Source organism: Ruminococcus sp. OM04-4AA (assembly GCF_003462585.1).
GTDB classification, from domain to species: Bacteria; Bacillota; Clostridia; order Lachnospirales; family Lachnospiraceae; genus Mediterraneibacter; species Mediterraneibacter faecis.
The window spans coordinates 1-20,445 of the sequence record NZ_QTZH01000008.1; the positions used below are offsets into that span (position 1 = coordinate 1).

The window sequence follows — 20,445 nt, forward strand, 5'->3', positions numbered from 1 at the left end:
TTAGATAAAGTATATGAATTATTAGACCGATATATAAAATCGAAATTATAATCATACTTTAGTGGAAGTATTGTTTGATGATAGAAAAAGGTGAAAAATATAATCGAAGATAAGTAAGAAGCTGTCGAACGAATTTTTCCGTTTGACAGTTTTTTGTAAGTAGGTAATCATCTGTATTACCAAAGTAAGCCACTCACTTGGGTGGCATTTTTTAAAATTCAAGAGACCGATGATTACGTACTTACGATTGTTCGTCCAATGTTTTTAGCTTGCGCATCCAGTAATTAATTGTAGAGACTGGAACGTGATGTTTTTGACACCATGTTTTGCACGGCTGTCCACTTGAATGAAATTCACTAATTCTTTCAGATTACAGTGCAATTTTTTCATCTGTTTTCATAATGATACAGTTTCCTTCCTTTGTTATGAAAAGAGTGTATCAGAAAAATATGGGTGCTAACAGATACAGATGATTACCTGCTTACAAGAAAAGTGTTAATTTTTAATGAAGATACAAGTTTTTTTGTGATATTAATGTTATGATATAAGAAATAAAGTCGCAAAACGAACAAGTGAGCAAATTGGTCAGTGCTCTGGAAAAGTGAGAATTGTGACTTACGAAAGTGAGGTAGAGATGATGAAATGTATGAACTGTTATCAGGAGATATCGGATAGTTGTAAGTTCTGTCCGAATTGCGGGGCGAAGCAGCCGGTACAGAAGATGGAACCTGTATCACAGGTAAAGGAAGAGACAATAGATAACATAACAGAAGATACAGCAGAGGTACAGCAGCCGACAGAAAAAGTGCAGTCAGAAGAAGATGTGCAGCCGGAAGAAAAAGTGCAGCCAGAAGAAGATGTGCTGCCGGAAGAAAAAGTGCAGCCGACAGAACCAACACAGCCAGAGGATGTGGAAGGTCATATCAGAACGATCCATACAAAAGTGTGACTCAGGAGCAGAATACTTTCTATGGTGAATCAAACAACTATGAGTATGGACAGGGGTATGGTCAGCAAAATCAGAATTATACTCAGCAGGGTCCAAACTATGGTCAGCAAAACCAGGGATATTATCAGCAGAATAATTTCAATGGAATGCCACAGAAGCCAGTGAACTGGGTTCCATATCTTATATTATCAATTATTTCAACATTATGTTGCTGTCTCCCGTTTGGTGTAGTGGGAATCGTATTCTCGGCGAAGATCAATAGTGCTATGCTGGCAGGAAATCTTGAAGAAGCACAGAATAATGCGAAGATGGCAAGAATCTGGATTATCGTATCCTTTGCAATTGGTCTTCTTACATGGTTGATCTACATGGTTCTGATCGTGACAGGGGCAGTTTCCGGTTCGGCTTATTACTATTATTAAAAAGTGAGCGGATGATGATTTGGAAGATAAAGATGCGTGAAGCATTTCAAACAAAAAGGTCAGCCAGGATCATCGCAGTTCTGACGGGGGCAGTGATTGCAGTGGCTGCTGCGGGTTATCTCTTTTTTCATAATCCGCACCAGTATCCGCTGCCCTGCCTCTTTCATATTATTACCGGACTGTATTGTCCGGGGTGCGGTGCCGGGCGGGCAAGCTATTCTATTTTACATGGAAGATTTTATACGGCATTCCGGTATAATCCGATGTATGTGACATTACTCCCGTTTCTTGGTGTGTATATTGTAGCACGATTGATTGACTGGGTTTTGACCGGTGGTAATCATGTGGATCAGAAGATTAATCAGAAAGTCTTATATGTGGTATTAGTTATAGTGGTGGGGTTCGGAATCGTGAGAAATATTCCGATTTATCCATTTACATTGCTTGTGCCGGCGGGATATTAAAAAATAAAATCAGAGAAACGAAGTTCTTTCAGATTCTGTTTAAATGAGTGACAGAGAAAGAACTTCATTTTTTGATTTATTAAAAAGCATGACTAGGAAAATTCTCAAGAATATGGTATTATGAAAAATGATATATTGTGATGTAAGTGTCAAAAGTAAATTTTGCCACTCACTGATGTAACCGGATTGCTCCATTGCTATGCAATTCCCGCAATCCTCGAACACCTCAAACTCCCATAAAATGGCGTGTTCACACCATTTTATTCCGTTTTCGGTGTTCGGCGTGTCAATAAGTATAAATTGCTTATTTGTGCGAGCACAAACGCAATTTATACTTTTGACACTTACATCATATTGTGCGTAAAGAAAAGTAACGCGTCAACCTGAAGGAAAGACCGAAGGTTATCATTCATCGGTGATCCGATGAAAAGTAACAGGATATGGAGGAATGAAGAATGATTAATAAACTGGTAGAGAAGATCAAAAAGACAGGTGCACCGATCGTAGTTGGACTCGATCCAATGCTGAACTACATCCCACAGCACGTACTTGATAAGGCTTATGCAGAGTATGGTGAGACTCTGGAAGGAGCAGCAGAAGCAGTATGGCAGTTCAATAAGGAGATCGTTGACAAGACTTATGATCTGATTCCGGCAGTAAAACCACAGATCGCAATGTACGAGCAGTTCGGAATTCCGGGACTGATGGCATTTAAGAAGACAGTAGATTACTGTAAGTCTAAAGACCTTGTGATCATCGGAGATGTAAAGCGTGGAGATATCGGTTCTACATCTGCTGCTTATGCAACAGCACATCTTGGAAAGATTAAGGTTGGAAGCAAGGAATATACACCATTCGGAGAGGACTTTGCAACAGTGAATCCGTACCTTGGATCTGACGGAGTGAATCCATTCGTTGACGTATGCAAGGAAGAGAAGAAAGGTCTGTTCATCCTTGTTAAGACATCCAATCCGTCCAGTGGAGAATTCCAGGACAGAATCATTGATGGAAGACCGCTTTATGAGTGGGTTGGTGAGAAGGTTGCCGAGTGGGGAGCTGACTGCATGGGTGATGAGTACAGCTATATCGGAGCTGTTGTAGGAGCTACTTATCCGGAGATGGGTAAAGTATTAAGAGAGATTATGCCGAAGTCTTACATCCTTGTACCTGGATACGGTGCACAGGGCGGACAGGGTAAAGACCTTGTTCATTTCTTTAACGAAGACGGACTTGGTGCGATCGTAAACTCTTCTCGTGGAATTATTGCAGCTTACAAGCAGGAAGCTTATGCGAAGTTCGGACCGGAGAATTTCGGTGATGCATCAAGAGCAGCAGTTGAAGCAATGGTAGCTGATATCAGCGGAGCACTTGCAGCGGCAAAATAATTTCAAGAAAGGAATTGCATAAGTTTATGGCAAAGCAGAAAGAAAATGCAGTAGTACATTCCCAGGAGCAGCTGGCGGATGGAATCTACAGCATGTGGATCAATACAGAGGCAGCAAAGGACGCAAAGCCGGGACAGTTTATCTCCATGTATACGACAGATGGAAGCAAGCTGCTTCCACGTCCGATCAGTATCTGTGAGATTGATAAAGAGAACGGAAGACTTCGTGTTGTTTACCGTGTGACAGGACCGAAGACAGGAACAGAAGAATTTTCTAAGCTGAAAGCAGGAGACATCATTCCGGTGATCGGACCTCTTGGAAATGGATTCCCATACGAGAAGGCTGAAGGAAAGAAAGTATTTCTGATGGGTGGAGGAATCGGTGTACCGCCGATCCTTGAACTGGCGAAACAGATGGATTGCGAGAAGAAACAGATCGTAGTAGGATACCGTGACGCACAGACATTTCTTAAAGAAGAGTTCGAGCAGAACGGAGAACTTTATATTTCCACAGAAGATGGAAGTGTCGGAACAAAGGGAAATGTTATGGACGCAATCCGTGAAAATGCCCTGGAAGCAGATATGATTTATGCCTGTGGACCGACTCCGATGCTCCGCGCGATCAAACAGTACGCAGAAGAGAACGGAATCGAGTGTTATATCTCACTGGAAGAGAGAATGGCGTGTGGTATCGGTGCTTGTCTGGCATGTGTATGCAAGTCCAAAGAGAAGGACGCACACAGCAATGTAAATAACAAGCGTATCTGTAAGGATGGTCCTGTATTCTTGTCTACGGAGGTGGAAATCTAATGAACATGAGCGTAAAGATTGCCGGAGTAGAATGGAAAAATCCTGTAACAGTTGCATCGGGAACATTTGGCTCAGGAGAAGAATTTTCAGAATTTGTAGACCTGAACCGTCTTGGAGCAGTGACAACGAAAGGTGTGGCGAATGTACCGTGGGCAGGCAACCCGACTCCGCGTGTAGCTGAGGTTTATGGCGGTATGATGAATGCCATCGGACTTCAGAACCCTGGAATCGATCTGTTTTGTGAGAGAGACATTCCATATCTGAAGAATTTTGATACAAAAATCATCGTAAATGTATGCGGACACGCTCCGGAAGAGTATCTTGCAGTCGTAGAGCGTCTCGCAGACGAACCGATCGATATGATGGAGATCAATATTTCCTGTCCAAACGTCAATGCAGGATTTCTTGCATTTGGCCAGGATGCACATAATGTAGAAAAGCTGACAGCGCAGATCAAGAAGATCGCAAAGCAGCCGATCATTATGAAGCTGACACCGAATGTAACAGATATCACGGAGATTGCAAGAGCAGCAGAAGCAGGTGGAGCAGATGCGGTATCTCTAATCAATACACTGACAGGAATGAAGATTGATATCAACAGAAAGACATTTGCGGTAGCGAATAAGACCGGAGGAGTATCCGGACCGATCGTGAAACCAGTTGCAGTTCGCATGGTTTATCAGGTTGCTCAGGCTGTTAACATTCCAATCATTGGAATGGGCGGAATTTCCTGTGCAGAAGATGCAATTGAATTCCTTCTTGCAGGTGCAAGTGCAGTATCTGTAGGAACAGCAAACTTCCACAATCCGGCAGTGACACTGGAAGTGATTGACGGAATCGAAGCTTATATGAAGAAGAACGGCTTTGAGAATGTAAAAGATATGGTTGGTATTGTAAAATAAACCTGGAGGTAAGATAGAATGGAAAGTTATAAGAAAGAATTTATTGAATTTATGGTAGACTGTGCCGCATTGAAATTTGGAGATTTCACACTGAAAAGCGGAAGAAAATCCCCGTTTTTCATGAATGCAGGAGCATATGTAACAGGATCCCAATTAAAGAAACTTGGAGAGTATTACGCAAGAGCAATTCATGAGACATATGGAGATGACTTTGATGTACTGTTTGGACCGGCTTACAAAGGAATCCCACTCGGAGTTGTAACAGCAATCGCATACAGTGAATTATATGGAAAAGAAGTACGTTACTGCTCAGACCGTAAGGAAGAGAAAGATCACGGCGCAGATAAAGGAAGTTTCCTTGGAAGTAAGCTGAAAGATGGAGACCGCGTGATCATGATCGAGGATGTTACAACATCCGGTAAATCTATGGAAGAGACAGTTCCGAAGGTAAAAGGCGCTGCTGATGTTACAATCGTTGGACTTATGGTATCCTTAAACCGTATGGAAGTAGGAAAAGGCGGAGAGAAGTGCGCGCTTGACGAAGTGAAAGATCTCTATGGATTTGAGACAGCAGCGATCGTTACAATGGAAGATGTTGTAGAGTGCCTTTACAACAAGGAATGTGACGGAAAAGTAGTGATCGATGATGAATTAAAAGCAGCGATCGATGCATATTATGAGAAATATGGAGCAAAATAAGGAGGCCTGGTGTTTTGGAAAAAGCGTATCGTGTAATGAGAAACAGCGGAGCAGGTAACATTGCAATTGGAATTATCCTGCTTGTTACAGGAGTTACGGTAGGAATTATTTCTATTATCAATGGAGCCAGTCTGTTAAAACATAAAAATAATATAACATTTTAAAAGGAAAGTCCCCTCGTAGCTTGTTCATTGTGAGTAGTTACGTCCGAAGTGACCGGCAGAGGGGACTTTCTTTTTCTGTAAAGGTGTAAGAAATTGACAAAAAAAGAAGCGAAGAGAGTCAGGACGCTTGGAAAGATCCTGTTTATATTATATATTATCTTCCTTGTATACTTTCTGTTCTTGTCAGACTGGTACGGCAGGGAAGGCGTAATGGATGAGTACCATTACAATCTGGAGCTATTCAAAGAGATTAAGCGATTTATTAAATACAGACATCAGCTGGGAACATTTGCGGTTTTCTCGAATTTAATCGGAAATATTCTTATTTTCATGCCGGTTGGTTATTTTTCTGCAATGGCAGGGAAAAGAAGAAGCTTTTTTAAAACGTTATTTTGGAGTTTTTGTCTGACTTTTTGTGTAGAGTTAATGCAGCTGATCACGAAAGTGGGATGCTTTGATGTGGACGATATTCTGCTGAATACAATCGGCGGTGTACTTGGATATATAGTTTTTGTAGTTTGTAATCTACTAAGGAGAAGAAATGAACGAAAAAAAAGAAAAAGAACGAAAGCGTAATCAATCAAAGAAATATGGGAAAGCAGCTTATCTGCAGTCAAGAAGAGGTGTGATCTCCTGCTGGTTGACCGGATGGTCACTTGCTATCTTGCTGGGATGTGTCGGATATGCGTTCCTGACGAGAGGAAAGGCAGCCGGAATTGTCGGAGGGATTGCAATCCTTTCTTTAATGATTGATATATATGGAATCTGGAATGCAATAGAAGGATTTGAGGAGCAGGATAGAAAATACCTTTCCTGCAAATGTGGAATCGGGATCGGTATTGTGCAGATCTTGTGCTTCCTTGGAATTTTTGTTGGAGGTCTGAGTTTATGATCGGAAAGTTAAGTGAGTTACAGAAGGAGAAAAATGAACAGTGCACACAGCGTCACGAACTGGCAGTTGAGCGTCTGCGCACGATCGTGACAGAAGAAACAGTGGATGCAGCATATATTTCTTACTTTCAGGATTGTACCTTGTTTCTGCTTGAGTTAGAGAATACACAAAGAAAGATAGAAGATGGAATCTGGGACAGCTTAAATCTTGAGGAGAAGCGCAGCCTGAACAGGATTCTTTATAGTGATATTATAGGGGAGAAATATCAGACAAGCTATGTCAATCAAGACTATGCCTGTGAAAAATTTGGGCAGGAGATGGGACAGCTTTTAAGTTTGTTGTATACGGAAATCAGAGCAGGAATTCCGTATGTGTTTGAACAGCGCAAGGATTATCTGACAATCCTCTATGAGTTGTTTCTCGAAGTCTATACCTGTTTCGAGGGAATGAGTAAGGAAGAGAATCCAGTTCCAAAGCCGGAGCAGATCAAGGAGATTCTGTATTGGTATGCAAGCGATTACTGCGATGTGTTTTATGCAGACCGAATTCTGGAGCAGATGGACCCGTCAGCGGATTTTGCAGTACAGATCATTGAGAAGGCAGATCTTGATGAAGATGATTATCTGTATGAATTCGGTGAGTACATTTCCAAGAATGAACTTGGAACAGCTCATCATCTGAGAAATCTACCACAGGAGACACTGCAGAAGATGGCAGATGTATATACGGAAGGATATCGTGTTGGTTTTATTAACACTGGAAAAGATCTGTCAAAGAAATCGATTGTAAATATCCGTTACAGTCTTGGATTTGAAAAGGTGATCTGCCTTGCAATCGAGAACTTCCGTAAGATGGGATTAAAGCCGGTTATTTACCGTGCTGCCTCCAGCGTGATCACGAAGAGAGAGCACCACAAGATTGGATATTACGGTGCGATTGCGAATCAGCAGTATGAGTATGATCATAGACAGGACCAGGCACTCTTTATGGATAAGCGTTATGTAGAACGTAAGCTTGAGGTGATGAAGACCGTTTTTGAGCAAAATAAAGAGATGGCAGCAGGCGTTGCAGGACCGGCAGTTATGGAGATCTTCGGTGAGACTCCATTTTCACCGGAAGCGAAAGAAACAGCACCGGCATATGATGAGGCGCAGAGAGAACTGGATCTTCTCTTTAGCAGCAGATCAGGACAGATCACGAATGAGTATATCAAGGGTGAGGAAAGAAGTTTCACGATTGTTGCTTATCCGGTGCCGGAGATTGGGGCAGATTATGCAAAGATCTTTGATGAAGTGATCAAGATCAATACATTAGACGCGAAACTTTATGAAAAAGTGCAGCAGACAATGATCGATGCGTTAGATCAGGGAACTTGTGTACATGTAAGAGGAAAAGGAGAAAACCAGACAGATATTACGGTACAGTTATATCATCTGAAAGACACACAGAAGGAGACAATCTTCGAAAATTGTGTGGCAGATGTGAATATTCCTGTCGGAGAAGTATTTACATCACCGGTTCTGGAAGGGACGAACGGCATACTTCATGTAAGCAAGGTATATCTGGACGGACTTCAGTATGAGAATCTGAAGCTGACATTTCAGAATGGAAAGATCACCGACTATACATGTACGAACTTTGAGGATGAAGCACAGAATAAGAAATACATTTACGATAATGTGTTGAAGAATCATGAGACTCTTCCGCTTGGTGAGTTCGCAATTGGAACAAATACGACTGCATATGTGGCAGCAAAGAAATTTAATATAGAAGATAAGATGCCGATTCTGATCGCAGAGAAGACAGGACCGCATTTTGCAGTAGGAGATACATGTTATTCCTGGAGCGAGGAAATCAGAGTCTACAATCCGAATGGAAAGGAAATTGTGGCGAAAGATAATTCCTGTTCTCTTCTTCGTAAGGAAGATGTATCAAAAGCATACTTTAACTGTCATACAGATATAACCGTGCCTTATAAAGAGTTAGAAGAAATAAGTGTAGTGACAAACGAGGGAAAAGACATTATACTATTAGAGGACGGAAGATTCGTATTGCCGGGAACAGAGGTACTTAATGAGCCTTTGGATGAAGCGGGATTTTAAGGAAATCCTATAGGTAATTGGATAGTTAATAGATGATTAAATGGAATCTTTCATAAGTATGGATAATAAATAAACAAAGTTTCCAAGGGAAGGAAAACAGTATACCACTGAGGAGGAAATGATATGCCAAAAGTAGGAATTGTCATGGGCAGCGACTCAGATCTGAAGGTGATGAGTAAGGCAGCAGCCACACTGGAGAAGTTTGGAATCGATTATGAGATGACGATTATTTCAGCACACCGTATGCCGGATGTCTTTTTTGACTGGGCAAAGGCAGCTGAAGGAAAGGGAATCAAAGTAATTATTGCAGGAGCAGGTATGGCAGCACATCTGCCGGGAATGTGCGCAGCACTTTTCCCAATGCCGGTAATTGGTATCCCAATGTCAGGGAAGAATCTGGAGGGTATGGACGCACTTTATTCAATCGTTCAGATGCCACCTGGAATCCCGGTTGCTACAGTTGCAATCGACGGCGGTATGAATGCGGCAATTCTTGCAGCAAAGATGCTTGCAATGTCAGATCCGGAGCTTTTAGAGAAACTGAAAGCTTATTCTGCAGAGATGAAAGATACGGTACAGGCAAAAGCAGACAGACTTGCAGAAGTTGGTTATGAGGAATATCTCAATAATAAATAAATATTACGATTCGAAAGAAAAGGAGATTTACGATGGATTACAAGACATCAGGTGTAGATATTGAAGCCGGTTACAAATCAGTGGAATTAATGAAAGAATATGTAAAAGAGACAATGCGCGCAGAAGTTCTCGGAGGACTTGGCGGATTCTCAGGAGCTTTCTCTCTTGCGAAGATCAAAGAGATGGAAGAGCCTGTTCTTCTTTCCGGTACAGACGGATGCGGAACAAAGGTAAAACTTGCTATGGTAATGGATAAGCATGACACAATCGGAATCGATGCTGTTGCTATGTGCGTGAACGATATCACATGTGCAGGCGGAGAGCCACTCTTCTTCCTGGATTACATTGCATGTGGAAAGAACTATCCGGAGAAGATCGCTGAGATCGTAAAAGGTGTTGCAGAAGGATGTAAGCAGTCTGATGCAGCTCTGATCGGTGGAGAGACAGCAGAGCATCCGGGGCTTATGCCGGAAGATGATTATGATCTTGCAGGATTCGCAGTTGGTGTTTGCGATAAGAAAGAAATGATCACAGGAGAGAATCTTGCAGCCGGAGATGTTCTGATCGGAATGGCTTCTACAGGTGTTCACAGCAACGGATTTTCACTTGTAAGAAAAGTATTTGATATTACAAAAGAATCTTTAGATACTTATTATGATGATCTTGGAACTACTCTTGGAGAGGCACTTCTTGCTCCGACAAGAATCTATGTAAAAGCACTTAAAAGCATCAAAAATGCAGGTGTTACGGTAAAAGCATGCAGCCATATCACAGGTGGCGGATTCTATGAGAACATTCCGCGTATGCTCAAAGAAGGAACTCATGCAGTTGTAGAAAAAGACAGCTACCCGATTCCACCAATCTTTGCAAAACTTGCAAAAGAGGGCGAAATCGAAGAGCAGATGATGTACAACACATTCAACATGGGACTTGGAATGGTTCTCGCTGTTGATCCGGCAGACGTTGATAAGACAATGGAAGCAATTCGTGAAGCAGGAGATCAGCCATATGTAGTCGGCAAGATTGAGGCTGGCGAAAAGGGAGTGACTTTATGTTAAGAGTCTTAAGTATGGTGTCAGGAGGCGGAACAAACCTTCAGGCAATCATCGACAGCGTAAAGAATGGAATGATCACGAACACAGAACTTGTGGGCGTGATCAGCAATAATAAGAATGCCTATGCACTGACACGTGCCAAAGAAAATGGAATCGATGCGAAATGCATTTCTCCGAAGGACTACGAGTCAAGAGAAGTGTTCAATCAGGAACTTTTAAAGGCTGTGGATGCATATGAACCGGATCTGATCGTGCTGGCAGGTTACCTTGTGGTAATCCCGCCGGAGATGATCAAGAAGTATAAGAACCGGATCATCAACATTCATCCATCTCTGATCCATCTTTCTGTGGAACAGGTTATTATGGATTGAAAGTACACGAGGCAGCTTTGGAGCGCGGTGTGAAAGTAGTTGGTGCAACAGTACATTTCGTAGATGAAGGAACTGATACAGGCCCGATCATCTTGCAGAAGGCTGTAGAAGTACACAATGGAGATACCCCGGAAGTGCTTCAGCGCAGAGTGATGGAACAGGCTGAATGGAAGATCCTTCCACATGCAATCGATCTGATCGCGAACGGAAAGGTTGAAGTAGAAGGACATCGTACAATCGTTACCGAGTAAGGAGGCAGAGACTATGAACGTATTGATCGTAGGAAGCGGCGGAAGAGAGCATGCAATCGCAGCAAGCGTGGCAAAGAGCCCAAGAGCAGACAAAATCTTTTGTGCTCCGGGAAATGCCGGAATCGCTGAGTATGCGCAGTGTGTACCGATCGGCGCTATGGAATTTGATAAATTAAGAGATTTCGCAAAAGAGAATGCGATTGATCTTTGTATCGTAGGAATGGATGATCCGTTGGTAGGCGGTCTTGTAGATGTTCTTGAAGAAGCAGGAATCCGCACATTTGGACCGAAGAAGAATGCAGCGATTCTTGAGGGATCTAAAGCATTTTCCAAAGACCTGATGAAGAAATATAATATTCCAACAGCAGCTTATGAGAACTTTACAGATCCAAAAGCAGCTGTTGCTTATCTTGAGACAGCGAAGTTCCCAATTGTTTTGAAAGCAGACGGACTTGCACTCGGAAAAGGTGTTCTGATCTGTAAGGATCTGGAAGAAGCAAAAGCAGGCGTGAAAGAGATCATGCTGGATAAGAAGTTTGGTACAGCCGGAAATGAGATGGTCATTGAGGAATTTATGACAGGCCGCGAGGTTTCCGTACTTTCTTTTGTTGATGGAAAGACAATCAAGACAATGACAAGTGCGCAGGATCATAAGCGTGCCGGAGACGGAGATACAGGACTTAATACAGGCGGTATGGGAACATTTTCTCCAAGCCCGTTCTATACAAAAGAAGTAGAAGAATTCTGTGAGAAATATGTTTACCAGGCAACGGTAGACGCAATGGCAGCAGAAGGACGTCCGTTCAAGGGAGTTATCTTCTTTGGATTGATGCTGACAGAAGACGGACCGAAGGTTCTTGAATACAACGCTCGTTTCGGAGATCCGGAAGCTCAGGTTGTACTTCCTCGTATGAAGAATGATATCCTTGAAGTTATGGAAGCATGTATCGACGGAACACTGGATCAGGTTGATCTTCAGTTTGAAGACAATGCAGCAGTCTGTGTCGTACTCGCATCCGAAGGATATCCGGTAAGCTACGAGAAAGGCTTCCCAATCACAGGACTGGAAGAGTTCAAGAAGCACGAAGGGTATTACTGCTTCCATGCAGGAACAAAATTCGACGGAGATCAGATCGTGACAAACGGCGGACGTGTTCTTGGCGTGACAGCGAAGGGAAAAGATCTGAAAGAAGCCCGTGCGAATGCATATGCAGCAACAGAGTGGGTAAACTTTAAGAATAAATACATGAGACATGATATCGGTAAGGCAATCGATGAAGCGTAAATAAAGGGTCGCAGACTGGTTGCAATAAGATAAAACGATATAAGAAGTAAGGAAGTAATGAAGGAAACCGGCAGGGAGGAAAAATCCAAACTGTCGGTTTCTTTGTGATTTTATCACAGAAAAATAAAAAATATGTGCTATACTAGGATTGTAACAAAGGAAAAAGGTAACTGTTCAGTTACAGATAAAAGATATAACATCTATAAGGAGGATATAAAGATGGCAGTAGTAAAACTTACAACAGACAATTTTGAGCAGGAAGTACTTCAGGCACAGCAGCCGGTACTCGTTGATTTTTATGCAGACTGGTGTGGACCATGTAAGATGATGGCTCCAATCGTAGAAGCTCTTTCAGAAGAACTCAGTGATGTAAAGGTATGCCACATCAACATTGATGAGAATATCGACATTGCACAGAAATACAGAGTGATGAGCATTCCGACTTTCATCGCATTTAAAGGTGGTGAAGAGAGCGGAAGACAGATTGGTGCGATTCCTAAGACAGCACTGGTTGACCTTGTGAAATAAATTTGCGATAATAGAAGAAAGGAAAAACCCAGACGGGCTGCCGGGCACAGAGAAGGCTGAGAGATATGGCTCATTCCTGTGAACGACAGCCTGTCTTTTGCTTAGATATTAAGAGGAAAGGCGGGAGTCAGAGCATGTCATTGCAGTTTATTTTCGGGAATTCCGGAAGCGGAAAGTCCCATTATTTATATCAGCAGATTGTTGAGGAGTCAATCCGTCATCCGGAGAAGAATTATCTTGTTCTGGTTCCGGAGCAGTTTACAATGCAGACGCAGAAGGACCTGTGTATGGCACATCCGCGTGGCGGTATTATGAATATTGATGTCTTAAGTTTTGGACGTCTGGCTCACCGTGTTTTTGAAGAGACAGGAAAGGAAAGACAGCCGATCCTTGATGATGAGGGTAAGAATCTGGTGCTCCGTAAGATTGCAGGAAATTACGAAGATGAGCTGACCGTTCTTAAGGGAAATCTTAAGAAGCAGGGATATATCAGCGAAGTGAAGTCTGTGATATCAGAATTCACACAGTATGGAATTGATTTTGAACAGCTTGATTCTTTCATGGAAGGACTGAATCCGGAAAGTTATCTGTATTATAAGTTAAAGGATATCCGTAAAGTATATGAAGGATTTGAGGATTATCTGCGTGATAAATATATCACAAAAGAAGAATTACTTGATGTGTTGAGTCAGACTGTACCGGAAGCGAAAATGCTTAAAGACAGTGTGATCGCAATGGATGGATTTACCGGATTTACACCGGTGCAGAACCGGCTGATCGGGGAACTTCTGAAAGTGTGCGATAAGATTATGTTGACAGTTGAGATCGATCGGAGGGAAGATCCGTTTGTCTATAAGCATCCGTATCAGCTCTTTGCGTTGAGTAAGCAGATGGTTACTTCACTGACGGAAGTGGCGCAGGAAGTGAGAGTGGAGATTGATGAGCCGGTCTGGTTATGCAAGAATCCGTCGTATCGGTTCAAAGAGAATCCGGAGATGGCGTTTTTGGAAGAGGAACTATTTCGTTATTCCAGAAGAAAATACAGTGGAGAGAAGATGCGGTCAATTTCTCTTCATGAAGTTCATACACCACAGGAAGAAGCACAGTATGTGGCAGAGGAGATCCGGCGTCTGGTGAGAGAAGAAGGGTACAGATATCGGGAAATCGCAGTGATTGCTTCGGATCTGAGTACTTATGCAGATGCTTTGGAAAAAGCATGTGATCGATATGAAATCCCGGTCTTTATGGATCATAAGAAAAGTATTTTATTAAATTCTTTTGTAGAGTATTTAAGAAGCTTGCTGGTGATGGTAGAACAGAACTATACTTACGAAAGCGTTTTTCGTTATCTGCGGACCAGCCTGTGTGGATTCACAAGAGATGAAGTAGACCGTCTGGAAAATTACTGTCTTGCGCTGGATCTGAAAGGATTCAAGAAATGGGATCAGGTCTGGGTGAGAAAGACACCGATGACGACAAAGGAAGAACTGGAAGAACTGAACCATCTGCGCATGCGTTTTGTGGAAAAACTGACACCGCTGCATACAGTCCTGAAGAAGAGAAAAAAGACGGTAAAAGAGATCACACTTGCAGTTTATGAATATCTGGTTCAGGAGAAGATCCAGGAGCAGCTTGCAGAATTGGAGCAGAAATTCCAGGAAGATGGAGAACTGGCACTGGCGAAGGAATATGCACAGATTTATCGTATTGTTCTGGAATTATTCGATAAATTCGTTGAACTTCTGGGGGAGGAAGAGATTCCTTTGAAGGAATACTGTGAACTTTTAGATGCAGGACTTGAAGAGGCGAAAGTAGGTGTGATCCCTCCAAGTCTGGATCAGGTTGTGATCGGAGATATGGAGAGAACACGTATCAAAAATATCCGCGCATTATTTTTTGTCGGAGCAAATGATACGCTTCTTCCAGGAAATGCAGGGGCAAGAGGTCTTCTTTCCGAGCGAGACAGAAAACAGTTTCAGGAGAAGAAAATGAATCTTTCTCCCGGACCAAAAGAGAAATTATATATTCAGAAATTTTATCTCTATATGAATCTGACGAAACCGTCAGAACTTCTGTATCTGTCCTGGGCGAAAGTATCCGGGGAAGGAAAAGCACTTCGTCCGGCGTATCTGATCCAGGATCTGATGCGTCTGTTCCCGGTACTTGTTCCGGTAGAGGAAGACAGAAAGGGACTGCTTGATCATGAGATGATGAGAAAGAGCGGACTCTTGCAGATTGCAGAAGGTTTAAGAGAGAGGGAGCATGGACTGGATGATTCCTGGAAAGAACTGTACAGATGGTTTGTAAAGGATGAACAGAGTCAGGAAACTCTGAAGCAGATGATAGAAGCCGGTTTCTACCGGAAGGATGAGCCGAGCCTTGGAAGTAGAGTAGCAAAAGAACTCTTCCTGGATCCAAAGCGTGTCAGCGTAACAAGACTGGAACGTTTTGCTTCCTGTGCATATGCACATTTCCTGAATTACGGACTCCGTCTGTCAGAACGGGAGAAATATGGGTTCGAAGCAATGGATCTGGGAAATATTGCACATCAGGCACTGGAGCGATTTGCACACAAGGTAGAAGAGGAAGGTCTGGACTGGGTTACAATGCCGGAAGAGAAGCGGGAGCAGCTGATTGATGAAAGTGTAGAAGAAAGTATTCTGGATTATGGAAATACAGTTCTATTTTCATCTGCACGTAATGAGTATATGATCCACAGAATCAAGCAATTGATCAACCGGTCTGTCTGGGCACTGACACAGCAGATGGCGGCAGGCGATTTTGTGCCGAGCGGGTGTGAATTTAAGTTCGGAAGCGGAAAGATTGACAGAATTGATACATGCGAAGACGAAAATGCGGTCTATGTGAAAGTAACAGATTATAAAACTGGAAGGAAAGCATTTGATATCACAGCATTCTATCACGGTTTGCAGATGCAGCTTCCGGTTTATCTGAATGCGGCACTGGAGATCGAACGGCAGAAACATCCGGAGAAAGAAGTACTTCCGGCCGGTATTTTTTATTACAGGATCCAGGATCCGATTGTGAAGAAAGAAGAGACAAAAGCGGAAGTTGAGCAAAGTATTCTAAAAGAGCTGAAGCTGGATGGACTGATCAATGCAGATGAAAATGTAGTTGAGCATCTGGAGCGGAATCTGAGTGGAACTTCAACATTCTATCCGCTGCGGATGAATAAGAACAAAACGCTCGGTTCGGCATCAAAAGCTTTATCAAAGGAGAACTTTGATACAGTTCTTGCGTACACGAAAGAGAAAGAAAAAGAGCTGAAGGACGTGATGTATCAGGGAGAGGTTGCGGCACTTCCGTATGTACTTGATGAGATGACAGGCTGTGATTACTGTGGGTGCAGGGATATCTGCGGATTTGACCAGAGGATTGAAGGCTGTGAGTACAGAAGATTAAGAAAATATACCTTGGAAGAAGCGTTGAATTCTATGAAAGAGCGTCTTGGTATTTTGGAAGAGAAAGGGGAGGCAGGAGAATGAGCGTAAAATGGACAGAAGAACAACAGAAAGTAATCGACTTGCGTGACCGCAACATTCTCGTATCTGCAGCAGCAGGTTCCGGAAAGACAGCGGTACTTGTTGAACGGATTATTTCCAGGATAACAGATGAAAATGATCCCGCGGATGTAGACCGTCTCCTGGTTGTGACTTATACGGAAGCAGCGGCGGCAGAGATGAAAGAACGAATCGGTGCAGCAATTGAAAAGAAGCTGGAAGAGCAGCCGGGAAATGTGAATCTGGAGCAGCAGTCCACATTGATCCACAATGCGTCGATCATGACAATCCACAGTTTCTGCCTGTCGGTGATCCGGGATCATTTTCATGTGATTGGAATTGATCCGGCCTTTCGCATTGCAGAAGAAGGAGAATTGCGTCTTCTGATGCAGGATGTCTTAGAAGAGCTGATCGAGAATTTCTATGCAGAGGGCTCCGAGGCATTTTTAAACTTTGTTGACCAGTATGGAACAGGAAGAAATGATCAGAAGATCGAGGAACTTATCCTCCAGCTTTATGAATATTCCAGAAGTTATCCACAGCCGGAAAAGTGGTTGAAGGAATGTGTGGATAATTATGAGATCGATCCGGAGAAGATGGAAGAAGCAGATGTCGTGCAGGAGGCAAAGGCAAGAGTAAGGCAGAATCTCACAGATGTGAAAGGGTTTGTTCAACAGGCAATAGAAGTATGCGAACTTCCGGCCGGTCCGTATATGTATGGTGAAATGTTAGACTCTGATCTGGTACAGATTGAGCAATTGGAAAAAGCAGAGACATTTTGTCAGCAAGAGCAGATCGTCAGTGATTTTACATGGAAACGTTTGTCAGGGAAGAAAGATCCGACAGTCGATCCGGAGCTGAAAGAGAAAGCGCAGGGGCTTAGAAAACAGGCCAAGAAACTGATAGAAGATCTGAAAACAAACTATTTCTACGCGCCTGTTGATGAGTGGATCAGGGATATGCAAGAGGCACAGACAGCAATGAAGATGTTAGTTCTGCTGGTACAGGCTTTTGCAGAGGCATTTTCGGAGAAAAAGAGACAGAGAAATCTGTTGGACTTCAGTGATATGGAACAGTTTGCACTTCGGATTCTGACGGAAGAAAAGGAAGGAAAACTGGTTCCGTCAGCAGTGGCACAGGAGTATCAGGAACGCTTTGAAGAAGTTATGATCGATGAGTATCAGGATAGTAACCTGGTGCAGGAAACAATTCTGACGAGTGTGTCAAGAAAGTCGGCAGGACAGAATAATCTTTTTATGGTTGGAGATGTAAAACAGAGTATTTACCGATTCCGCTTGTCGCGCCCGGAACTCTTTATGGGAAAATATAACAGCTACAGTACGCAGGAGAGCAGCAGGCAGAGAATTGATCTTGACAGGAACTTCCGAAGCAGAGGAGAAGTACTTGACAGTACAAATTATATTTTCAGGAAACTGATGCGGAAGGAATTCGGGGAAATTATCTATGATGATAAGGCGGCACTGCATTTGGGAGCCTCTTTTCCTGAATTACCGGATGAAAATGTGTTTACGGATCAGACGGAACTGCTTCTTTATAATCAGACGGGGCTTCGGAGCAGTGAAGCGAGAGAAGAAGAGGCGCGGATGATCGCACAGAGAATGAAAGAACTTCTAAACACGGGTGTTGTGCTTGATAAGGAGACAGGAGAATACCGCCCGGTTCATTATCGGGATATGGTGATTCTGACGAGAAGTTTACAGGGGTGGGCAGAAGTTTTTGCGTCCATACTGGCCGAGGAGGGGATTCCGGCATACTCTGTGAGCAGAGAAGGATATTTCGAGACGTATGAGGTCAGTGTTCTTCTGGATTATCTGAAAGTTCTTGATAATGCAAGACAGGATCTGCCATTGACAGCAGTTTTGACTTCACCGTTTGTCGGTCTGACGGCAGCAGAGTTGTCAGTGATTCGTCTTGCGTATCCGAATCAGTTGTTTTACGAGGCAGTGGAAGGATTTTGCAGCCTGAGTTCGGAAGAAATTCCGGAAACTGTGGACAAAAAGCAGGCAATACAGGTACAGGAAAAATTGAGGAAGTTTTTCGAGGTATTGGATCATTTTAGGGAAATTCTTCCGTATACGGCAATCCATGACCTTCTTGTGGAAATAATTGATAAAACCGGCTATGGGTTATTTATCAGTGCGATGCCAGGGGGCGCACAGAGACAGGCTAATGTAGAAATGCTTGTTGAGAAAGCAAGAGCATTTGAAGGGACGAGTTATAAAGGTCTGTTTAATTTCGTACGCTATATTGAGCAACTGAAAAAATATGATGTTGATTATGGCGAAGCAAGTATCATAGACGAACAGGATGACACAGTCCGTATTATGAGTATTCATAAAAGTAAAGGTCTGGAGTTTCCAATCGTTTTTGTAGCCGGAACAGGCAAGCAATTCAATACACAGGATCTGAAAGGAAGTATTGTGATCCATCCGAGAAACGGAGTTGGAATTGACGTTGTAGATCTTGAGATGAGGACAAAGGCACCGACTTTTTTGAAGAAAATGATCCAGGAGAAGACAAAGCTTGAGAATCTTGCAGAAGAACTCCGTGTGCTTTATGTAGCGATGACAAGAGCGAAAGAAAAGCTGATTCTGACAGGCAGTCTGAAAATAGGAGAAGACGGCCTGGAACCATATGTGAATCATATGACAGACAGGGAATCTCCATTGAGCCTTTATCAGTTAGAGGGCGCAAACCGTTATCTGGACTGGATTCTTCCGGCACTTCTTCAGGCAGAAGATCTCAAGAGGGAAGATGGTTTGTGTGGAATTCTCAAAACAGAAAGCGAAGAGGTTCAGCAATTGCCGATTCAAGTCCGGATTTTTGATGCAGGAGAGATGGATTTTACAGAAGATGCACAGCGACAGGCGGAAATAATTGCAAGAGAAGTGCTTGAACACTGGGATACATCGAAGGTTTATCTTCCGGGAGCAGAAGAAAAGCTGGAACAGCAGATGAATTTCCTGTATCCATATAAAGAAGAAGGAAAAATGAAGCTGAAATTTACAGTTTCAGAGTTGAAGAAGCGTGAGTCTTTGCGGGAAGAAGCAGGAGAAGAATTGATTCAGGAACCGGAGATTGTGCCACTGCTTCCACATTTCATGGAAGAACAGGATGAAGGACTGACAGGAGCTTCAAGGGGAAATGCTTATCATAAATTTCTCGAGCTTCATGATTTTTCAAAAGAGTATACAGAGGAACTTCTGAAAGAAGAAATCGAACGGTTCTATCAGGCAGGGAGATTGTCAAAAGAGATGGCAGACTGTATCCGCACGAAAGATATTCTTGCGTTTTTAAATAGTGAGAGTGGAAGACGAATGACACAAGCAGCAGGAAATGGGAAGCTCCGGAAGGAACAGCCATTTGTTCTTGAAGTAGCTGCTTCAGAGATTTATCCGGAAATCTATCCGGATATTCAGAAGAGAAGTCAGGAAACGGATGAAAATCGAAAGGAAGAGACCATTCTCGTCCAGGGAATTATTGATGTCTGGTTCGAGGAGGAAGACGGGCTTGTACTACTGGACTATAAGACGGATAGAGTCAGAAATGCATCTCAATTGAAAGAACTGTACCATGCACAGCTTGATTACTATGCCCAGGCGCTGGAGCAGCTGTTAGAGAAGCCGGTGAAGGAGAAGATCATCTATTCCTTTGCCTTGAAGGAGGAGATCATCTTATGAAATATTTCTGGTATTACCTGATATTTATCAATTTATTTGCATTTTGTACCTATGGGATTGATAAATGGAAAGCGAAGAAAGGCGCATGGAGGATTCCGGAGAAAACGCTACTAATCCTTGCACTGATCGGTGGAAGTGCAGGAGCAATCGCAGGTATGATGTGCTTCCGGCATAAGACACGGAAAGCAAAATTTATGATTACAGTGCCTGTGATCTTTGTTGTGGAGGTAATCTTGCTGGTTATTTGGCTTTTGTAAGAAAGAAAAAAAGAAAAATATTCTTTATCGCATCATCAATTTGCACAGTTAA

General features: G+C 42.9%; 19 protein-coding genes and 1 pseudogene. 19 read left to right on the forward strand and 1 reads right to left on the reverse strand.

Features of this window, described 5'->3' with window-relative positions:
- Positions 1-241: 241 nt before the first annotated feature.
- A complete protein-coding gene (gene tnpA, locus DXB52_RS16600; protein WP_416389035.1) occupies positions 242-361 on the reverse strand; it encodes an IS66 family insertion sequence element accessory protein TnpA in 120 nt (39 codons plus the stop codon).
- A 285-nt stretch (positions 362-646) separates the two neighbouring features.
- Here tnpA and DXB52_RS16605 point away from each other — a divergent pair, with 285 nt between their 5' ends.
- The 19 genes and pseudogenes from DXB52_RS16605 to DXB52_RS04100 all read left to right on the forward strand — a co-directional run bounded on the left by DXB52_RS16605 (position 647) and on the right by DXB52_RS04100 (position 20,393).
- Positions 647-949 (forward strand): zinc ribbon domain-containing protein, encoded by a 303-nt coding sequence (locus DXB52_RS16605; protein ID WP_472519946.1) that lies wholly within the window; start codon positions 647-649, stop codon positions 947-949.
- Positions 946-1,371, forward strand: coding sequence for a CD225/dispanin family protein (locus DXB52_RS16610; RefSeq protein WP_472519947.1), 426 nt, complete (start codon positions 946-948; stop codon positions 1,369-1,371). The genes DXB52_RS16605 and DXB52_RS16610 overlap by 4 nt, the downstream gene beginning before the upstream one ends.
- A 32-nt stretch (positions 1,372-1,403) precedes the next feature.
- A complete protein-coding gene (locus DXB52_RS04025; protein WP_055173064.1) occupies positions 1,404-1,835 on the forward strand; it encodes a DUF2752 domain-containing protein in 432 nt (143 codons plus the stop codon).
- A gap of 455 nt (positions 1,836-2,290) precedes the next feature.
- Positions 2,291-3,220, forward strand: coding sequence for an orotidine-5'-phosphate decarboxylase (pyrF, locus tag DXB52_RS04030; RefSeq protein WP_015527964.1), 930 nt, complete (start codon positions 2,291-2,293; stop codon positions 3,218-3,220).
- 26 nt (positions 3,221-3,246) lie between these two features.
- On the forward strand, positions 3,247-4,029 hold the full coding sequence (locus tag DXB52_RS04035; protein ID WP_015527963.1) for a dihydroorotate dehydrogenase electron transfer subunit: 783 nt from the start codon (positions 3,247-3,249) through the stop codon (positions 4,027-4,029).
- The gene (locus tag DXB52_RS04040; protein ID WP_117540998.1) at positions 4,029-4,931 is read left to right on the forward strand and encodes a dihydroorotate dehydrogenase; all 903 of its coding nucleotides are present in this window, start codon (positions 4,029-4,031) and stop codon (positions 4,929-4,931) included. The genes DXB52_RS04035 and DXB52_RS04040 overlap by 1 nt, the downstream gene beginning before the upstream one ends.
- An 18-nt stretch (positions 4,932-4,949) precedes the next feature.
- The gene (gene pyrE / locus DXB52_RS04045; RefSeq protein ID WP_055173059.1) at positions 4,950-5,630 is read left to right on the forward strand and encodes an orotate phosphoribosyltransferase; all 681 of its coding nucleotides are present in this window, start codon (positions 4,950-4,952) and stop codon (positions 5,628-5,630) included.
- A gap of 14 nt (positions 5,631-5,644) precedes the next feature.
- Positions 5,645-5,794, forward strand: coding sequence for a hypothetical protein (locus DXB52_RS16110; protein WP_020435871.1), 150 nt, complete (start codon positions 5,645-5,647; stop codon positions 5,792-5,794).
- Between the two features lie 93 nt (positions 5,795-5,887).
- Positions 5,888-6,370 (forward strand): VanZ family protein, encoded by a 483-nt coding sequence (locus tag DXB52_RS04050; protein ID WP_117498669.1) that lies wholly within the window; start codon positions 5,888-5,890, stop codon positions 6,368-6,370.
- Positions 6,336-6,686 (forward strand): DUF6142 family protein, encoded by a 351-nt coding sequence (locus DXB52_RS04055; RefSeq protein WP_117498667.1) that lies wholly within the window; start codon positions 6,336-6,338, stop codon positions 6,684-6,686. Before DXB52_RS04050 ends, DXB52_RS04055 begins: the two co-directional genes overlap by 35 nt.
- Positions 6,683-8,788, forward strand: a complete 2,106-nt coding sequence (locus DXB52_RS04060; RefSeq protein WP_118106590.1) for an aminopeptidase — start codon at positions 6,683-6,685, stop codon at positions 8,786-8,788. The genes DXB52_RS04055 and DXB52_RS04060 overlap by 4 nt, the downstream gene beginning before the upstream one ends.
- A gap of 123 nt (positions 8,789-8,911) precedes the next feature.
- A complete protein-coding gene (gene purE / locus DXB52_RS04065) occupies positions 8,912-9,424 on the forward strand; it encodes a 5-(carboxyamino)imidazole ribonucleotide mutase (protein ID WP_015527958.1) in 513 nt (170 codons plus the stop codon).
- A 32-nt stretch (positions 9,425-9,456) separates the two neighbouring features.
- Positions 9,457-10,482: a phosphoribosylformylglycinamidine cyclo-ligase gene (gene purM, locus DXB52_RS04070; protein ID WP_118106591.1), complete on the forward strand. Its 1,026-nt coding sequence runs from the start codon at positions 9,457-9,459 to the stop codon at positions 10,480-10,482.
- Positions 10,476-11,101 (forward strand): annotated as a pseudogene (purN, locus tag DXB52_RS04075) (phosphoribosylglycinamide formyltransferase). Before purM ends, purN begins: the two are co-directional and overlap by 7 nt.
- Before the next feature lie 13 nt (positions 11,102-11,114).
- Positions 11,115-12,386 carry a phosphoribosylamine--glycine ligase gene (purD, locus tag DXB52_RS04080; protein WP_118106592.1) on the forward strand — a complete coding sequence of 424 codons (1,272 nt, stop codon included), beginning with the start codon at positions 11,115-11,117 and terminating at the stop codon, positions 12,384-12,386.
- A gap of 219 nt (positions 12,387-12,605) precedes the next feature.
- Positions 12,606-12,914 (forward strand): thioredoxin, encoded by a 309-nt coding sequence (gene trxA / locus DXB52_RS04085; protein ID WP_055173049.1) that lies wholly within the window; start codon positions 12,606-12,608, stop codon positions 12,912-12,914.
- A gap of 134 nt (positions 12,915-13,048) precedes the next feature.
- Positions 13,049-16,420: a PD-(D/E)XK nuclease family protein gene (locus DXB52_RS04090; RefSeq protein ID WP_118106593.1), complete on the forward strand. Its 3,372-nt coding sequence runs from the start codon at positions 13,049-13,051 to the stop codon at positions 16,418-16,420.
- Positions 16,417-20,136 (forward strand): helicase-exonuclease AddAB subunit AddA, encoded by a 3,720-nt coding sequence (gene addA / locus DXB52_RS04095; RefSeq protein WP_118106594.1) that lies wholly within the window; start codon positions 16,417-16,419, stop codon positions 20,134-20,136. Before DXB52_RS04090 ends, addA begins: the two co-directional genes overlap by 4 nt.
- Positions 20,133-20,393: a DUF1294 domain-containing protein gene (locus DXB52_RS04100; RefSeq protein ID WP_117568344.1), complete on the forward strand. Its 261-nt coding sequence runs from the start codon at positions 20,133-20,135 to the stop codon at positions 20,391-20,393. Before addA ends, DXB52_RS04100 begins: the two co-directional genes overlap by 4 nt.
- Positions 20,394-20,445 lie beyond the last annotated feature (52 nt).

Bases quoted from the DNA above. Each gene is read 5' to 3' on its own strand.
- DXB52_RS16605 (WP_472519946.1), top strand. From the start codon at position 647: ATGAACTGTTATCAGGAGATATCGGATAGTTGTAAGTTCTGTCCGAAT.
- DXB52_RS04025 (WP_055173064.1), top strand. From the start codon at position 1,404: ATGCGTGAAGCATTTCAAACAAAAAGGTCAGCCAGGATCATCGCAGTT.
- pyrF (WP_015527964.1), top strand. From the start codon at position 2,291: ATGATTAATAAACTGGTAGAGAAGATCAAAAAGACAGGTGCACCGATC.
- DXB52_RS04035 (WP_015527963.1), top strand. From the start codon at position 3,247: ATGGCAAAGCAGAAAGAAAATGCAGTAGTACATTCCCAGGAGCAGCTG.
- DXB52_RS04040 (WP_117540998.1), top strand. From the start codon at position 4,029: ATGAACATGAGCGTAAAGATTGCCGGAGTAGAATGGAAAAATCCTGTA.
- pyrE (WP_055173059.1), top strand. From the start codon at position 4,950: ATGGAAAGTTATAAGAAAGAATTTATTGAATTTATGGTAGACTGTGCC.
- DXB52_RS04055 (WP_117498667.1), top strand. From the start codon at position 6,336: ATGAACGAAAAAAAAGAAAAAGAACGAAAGCGTAATCAATCAAAGAAA.
- DXB52_RS04060 (WP_118106590.1), top strand. From the start codon at position 6,683: ATGATCGGAAAGTTAAGTGAGTTACAGAAGGAGAAAAATGAACAGTGC.
- purE (WP_015527958.1), top strand. From the start codon at position 8,912: ATGCCAAAAGTAGGAATTGTCATGGGCAGCGACTCAGATCTGAAGGTG.
- purM (WP_118106591.1), top strand. From the start codon at position 9,457: ATGGATTACAAGACATCAGGTGTAGATATTGAAGCCGGTTACAAATCA.
- purD (WP_118106592.1), top strand. From the start codon at position 11,115: ATGAACGTATTGATCGTAGGAAGCGGCGGAAGAGAGCATGCAATCGCA.
- trxA (WP_055173049.1), top strand. From the start codon at position 12,606: ATGGCAGTAGTAAAACTTACAACAGACAATTTTGAGCAGGAAGTACTT.
- DXB52_RS04090 (WP_118106593.1), top strand. From the start codon at position 13,049: ATGTCATTGCAGTTTATTTTCGGGAATTCCGGAAGCGGAAAGTCCCAT.
- addA (WP_118106594.1), top strand. From the start codon at position 16,417: ATGAGCGTAAAATGGACAGAAGAACAACAGAAAGTAATCGACTTGCGT.
- DXB52_RS04100 (WP_117568344.1), top strand. From the start codon at position 20,133: ATGAAATATTTCTGGTATTACCTGATATTTATCAATTTATTTGCATTT.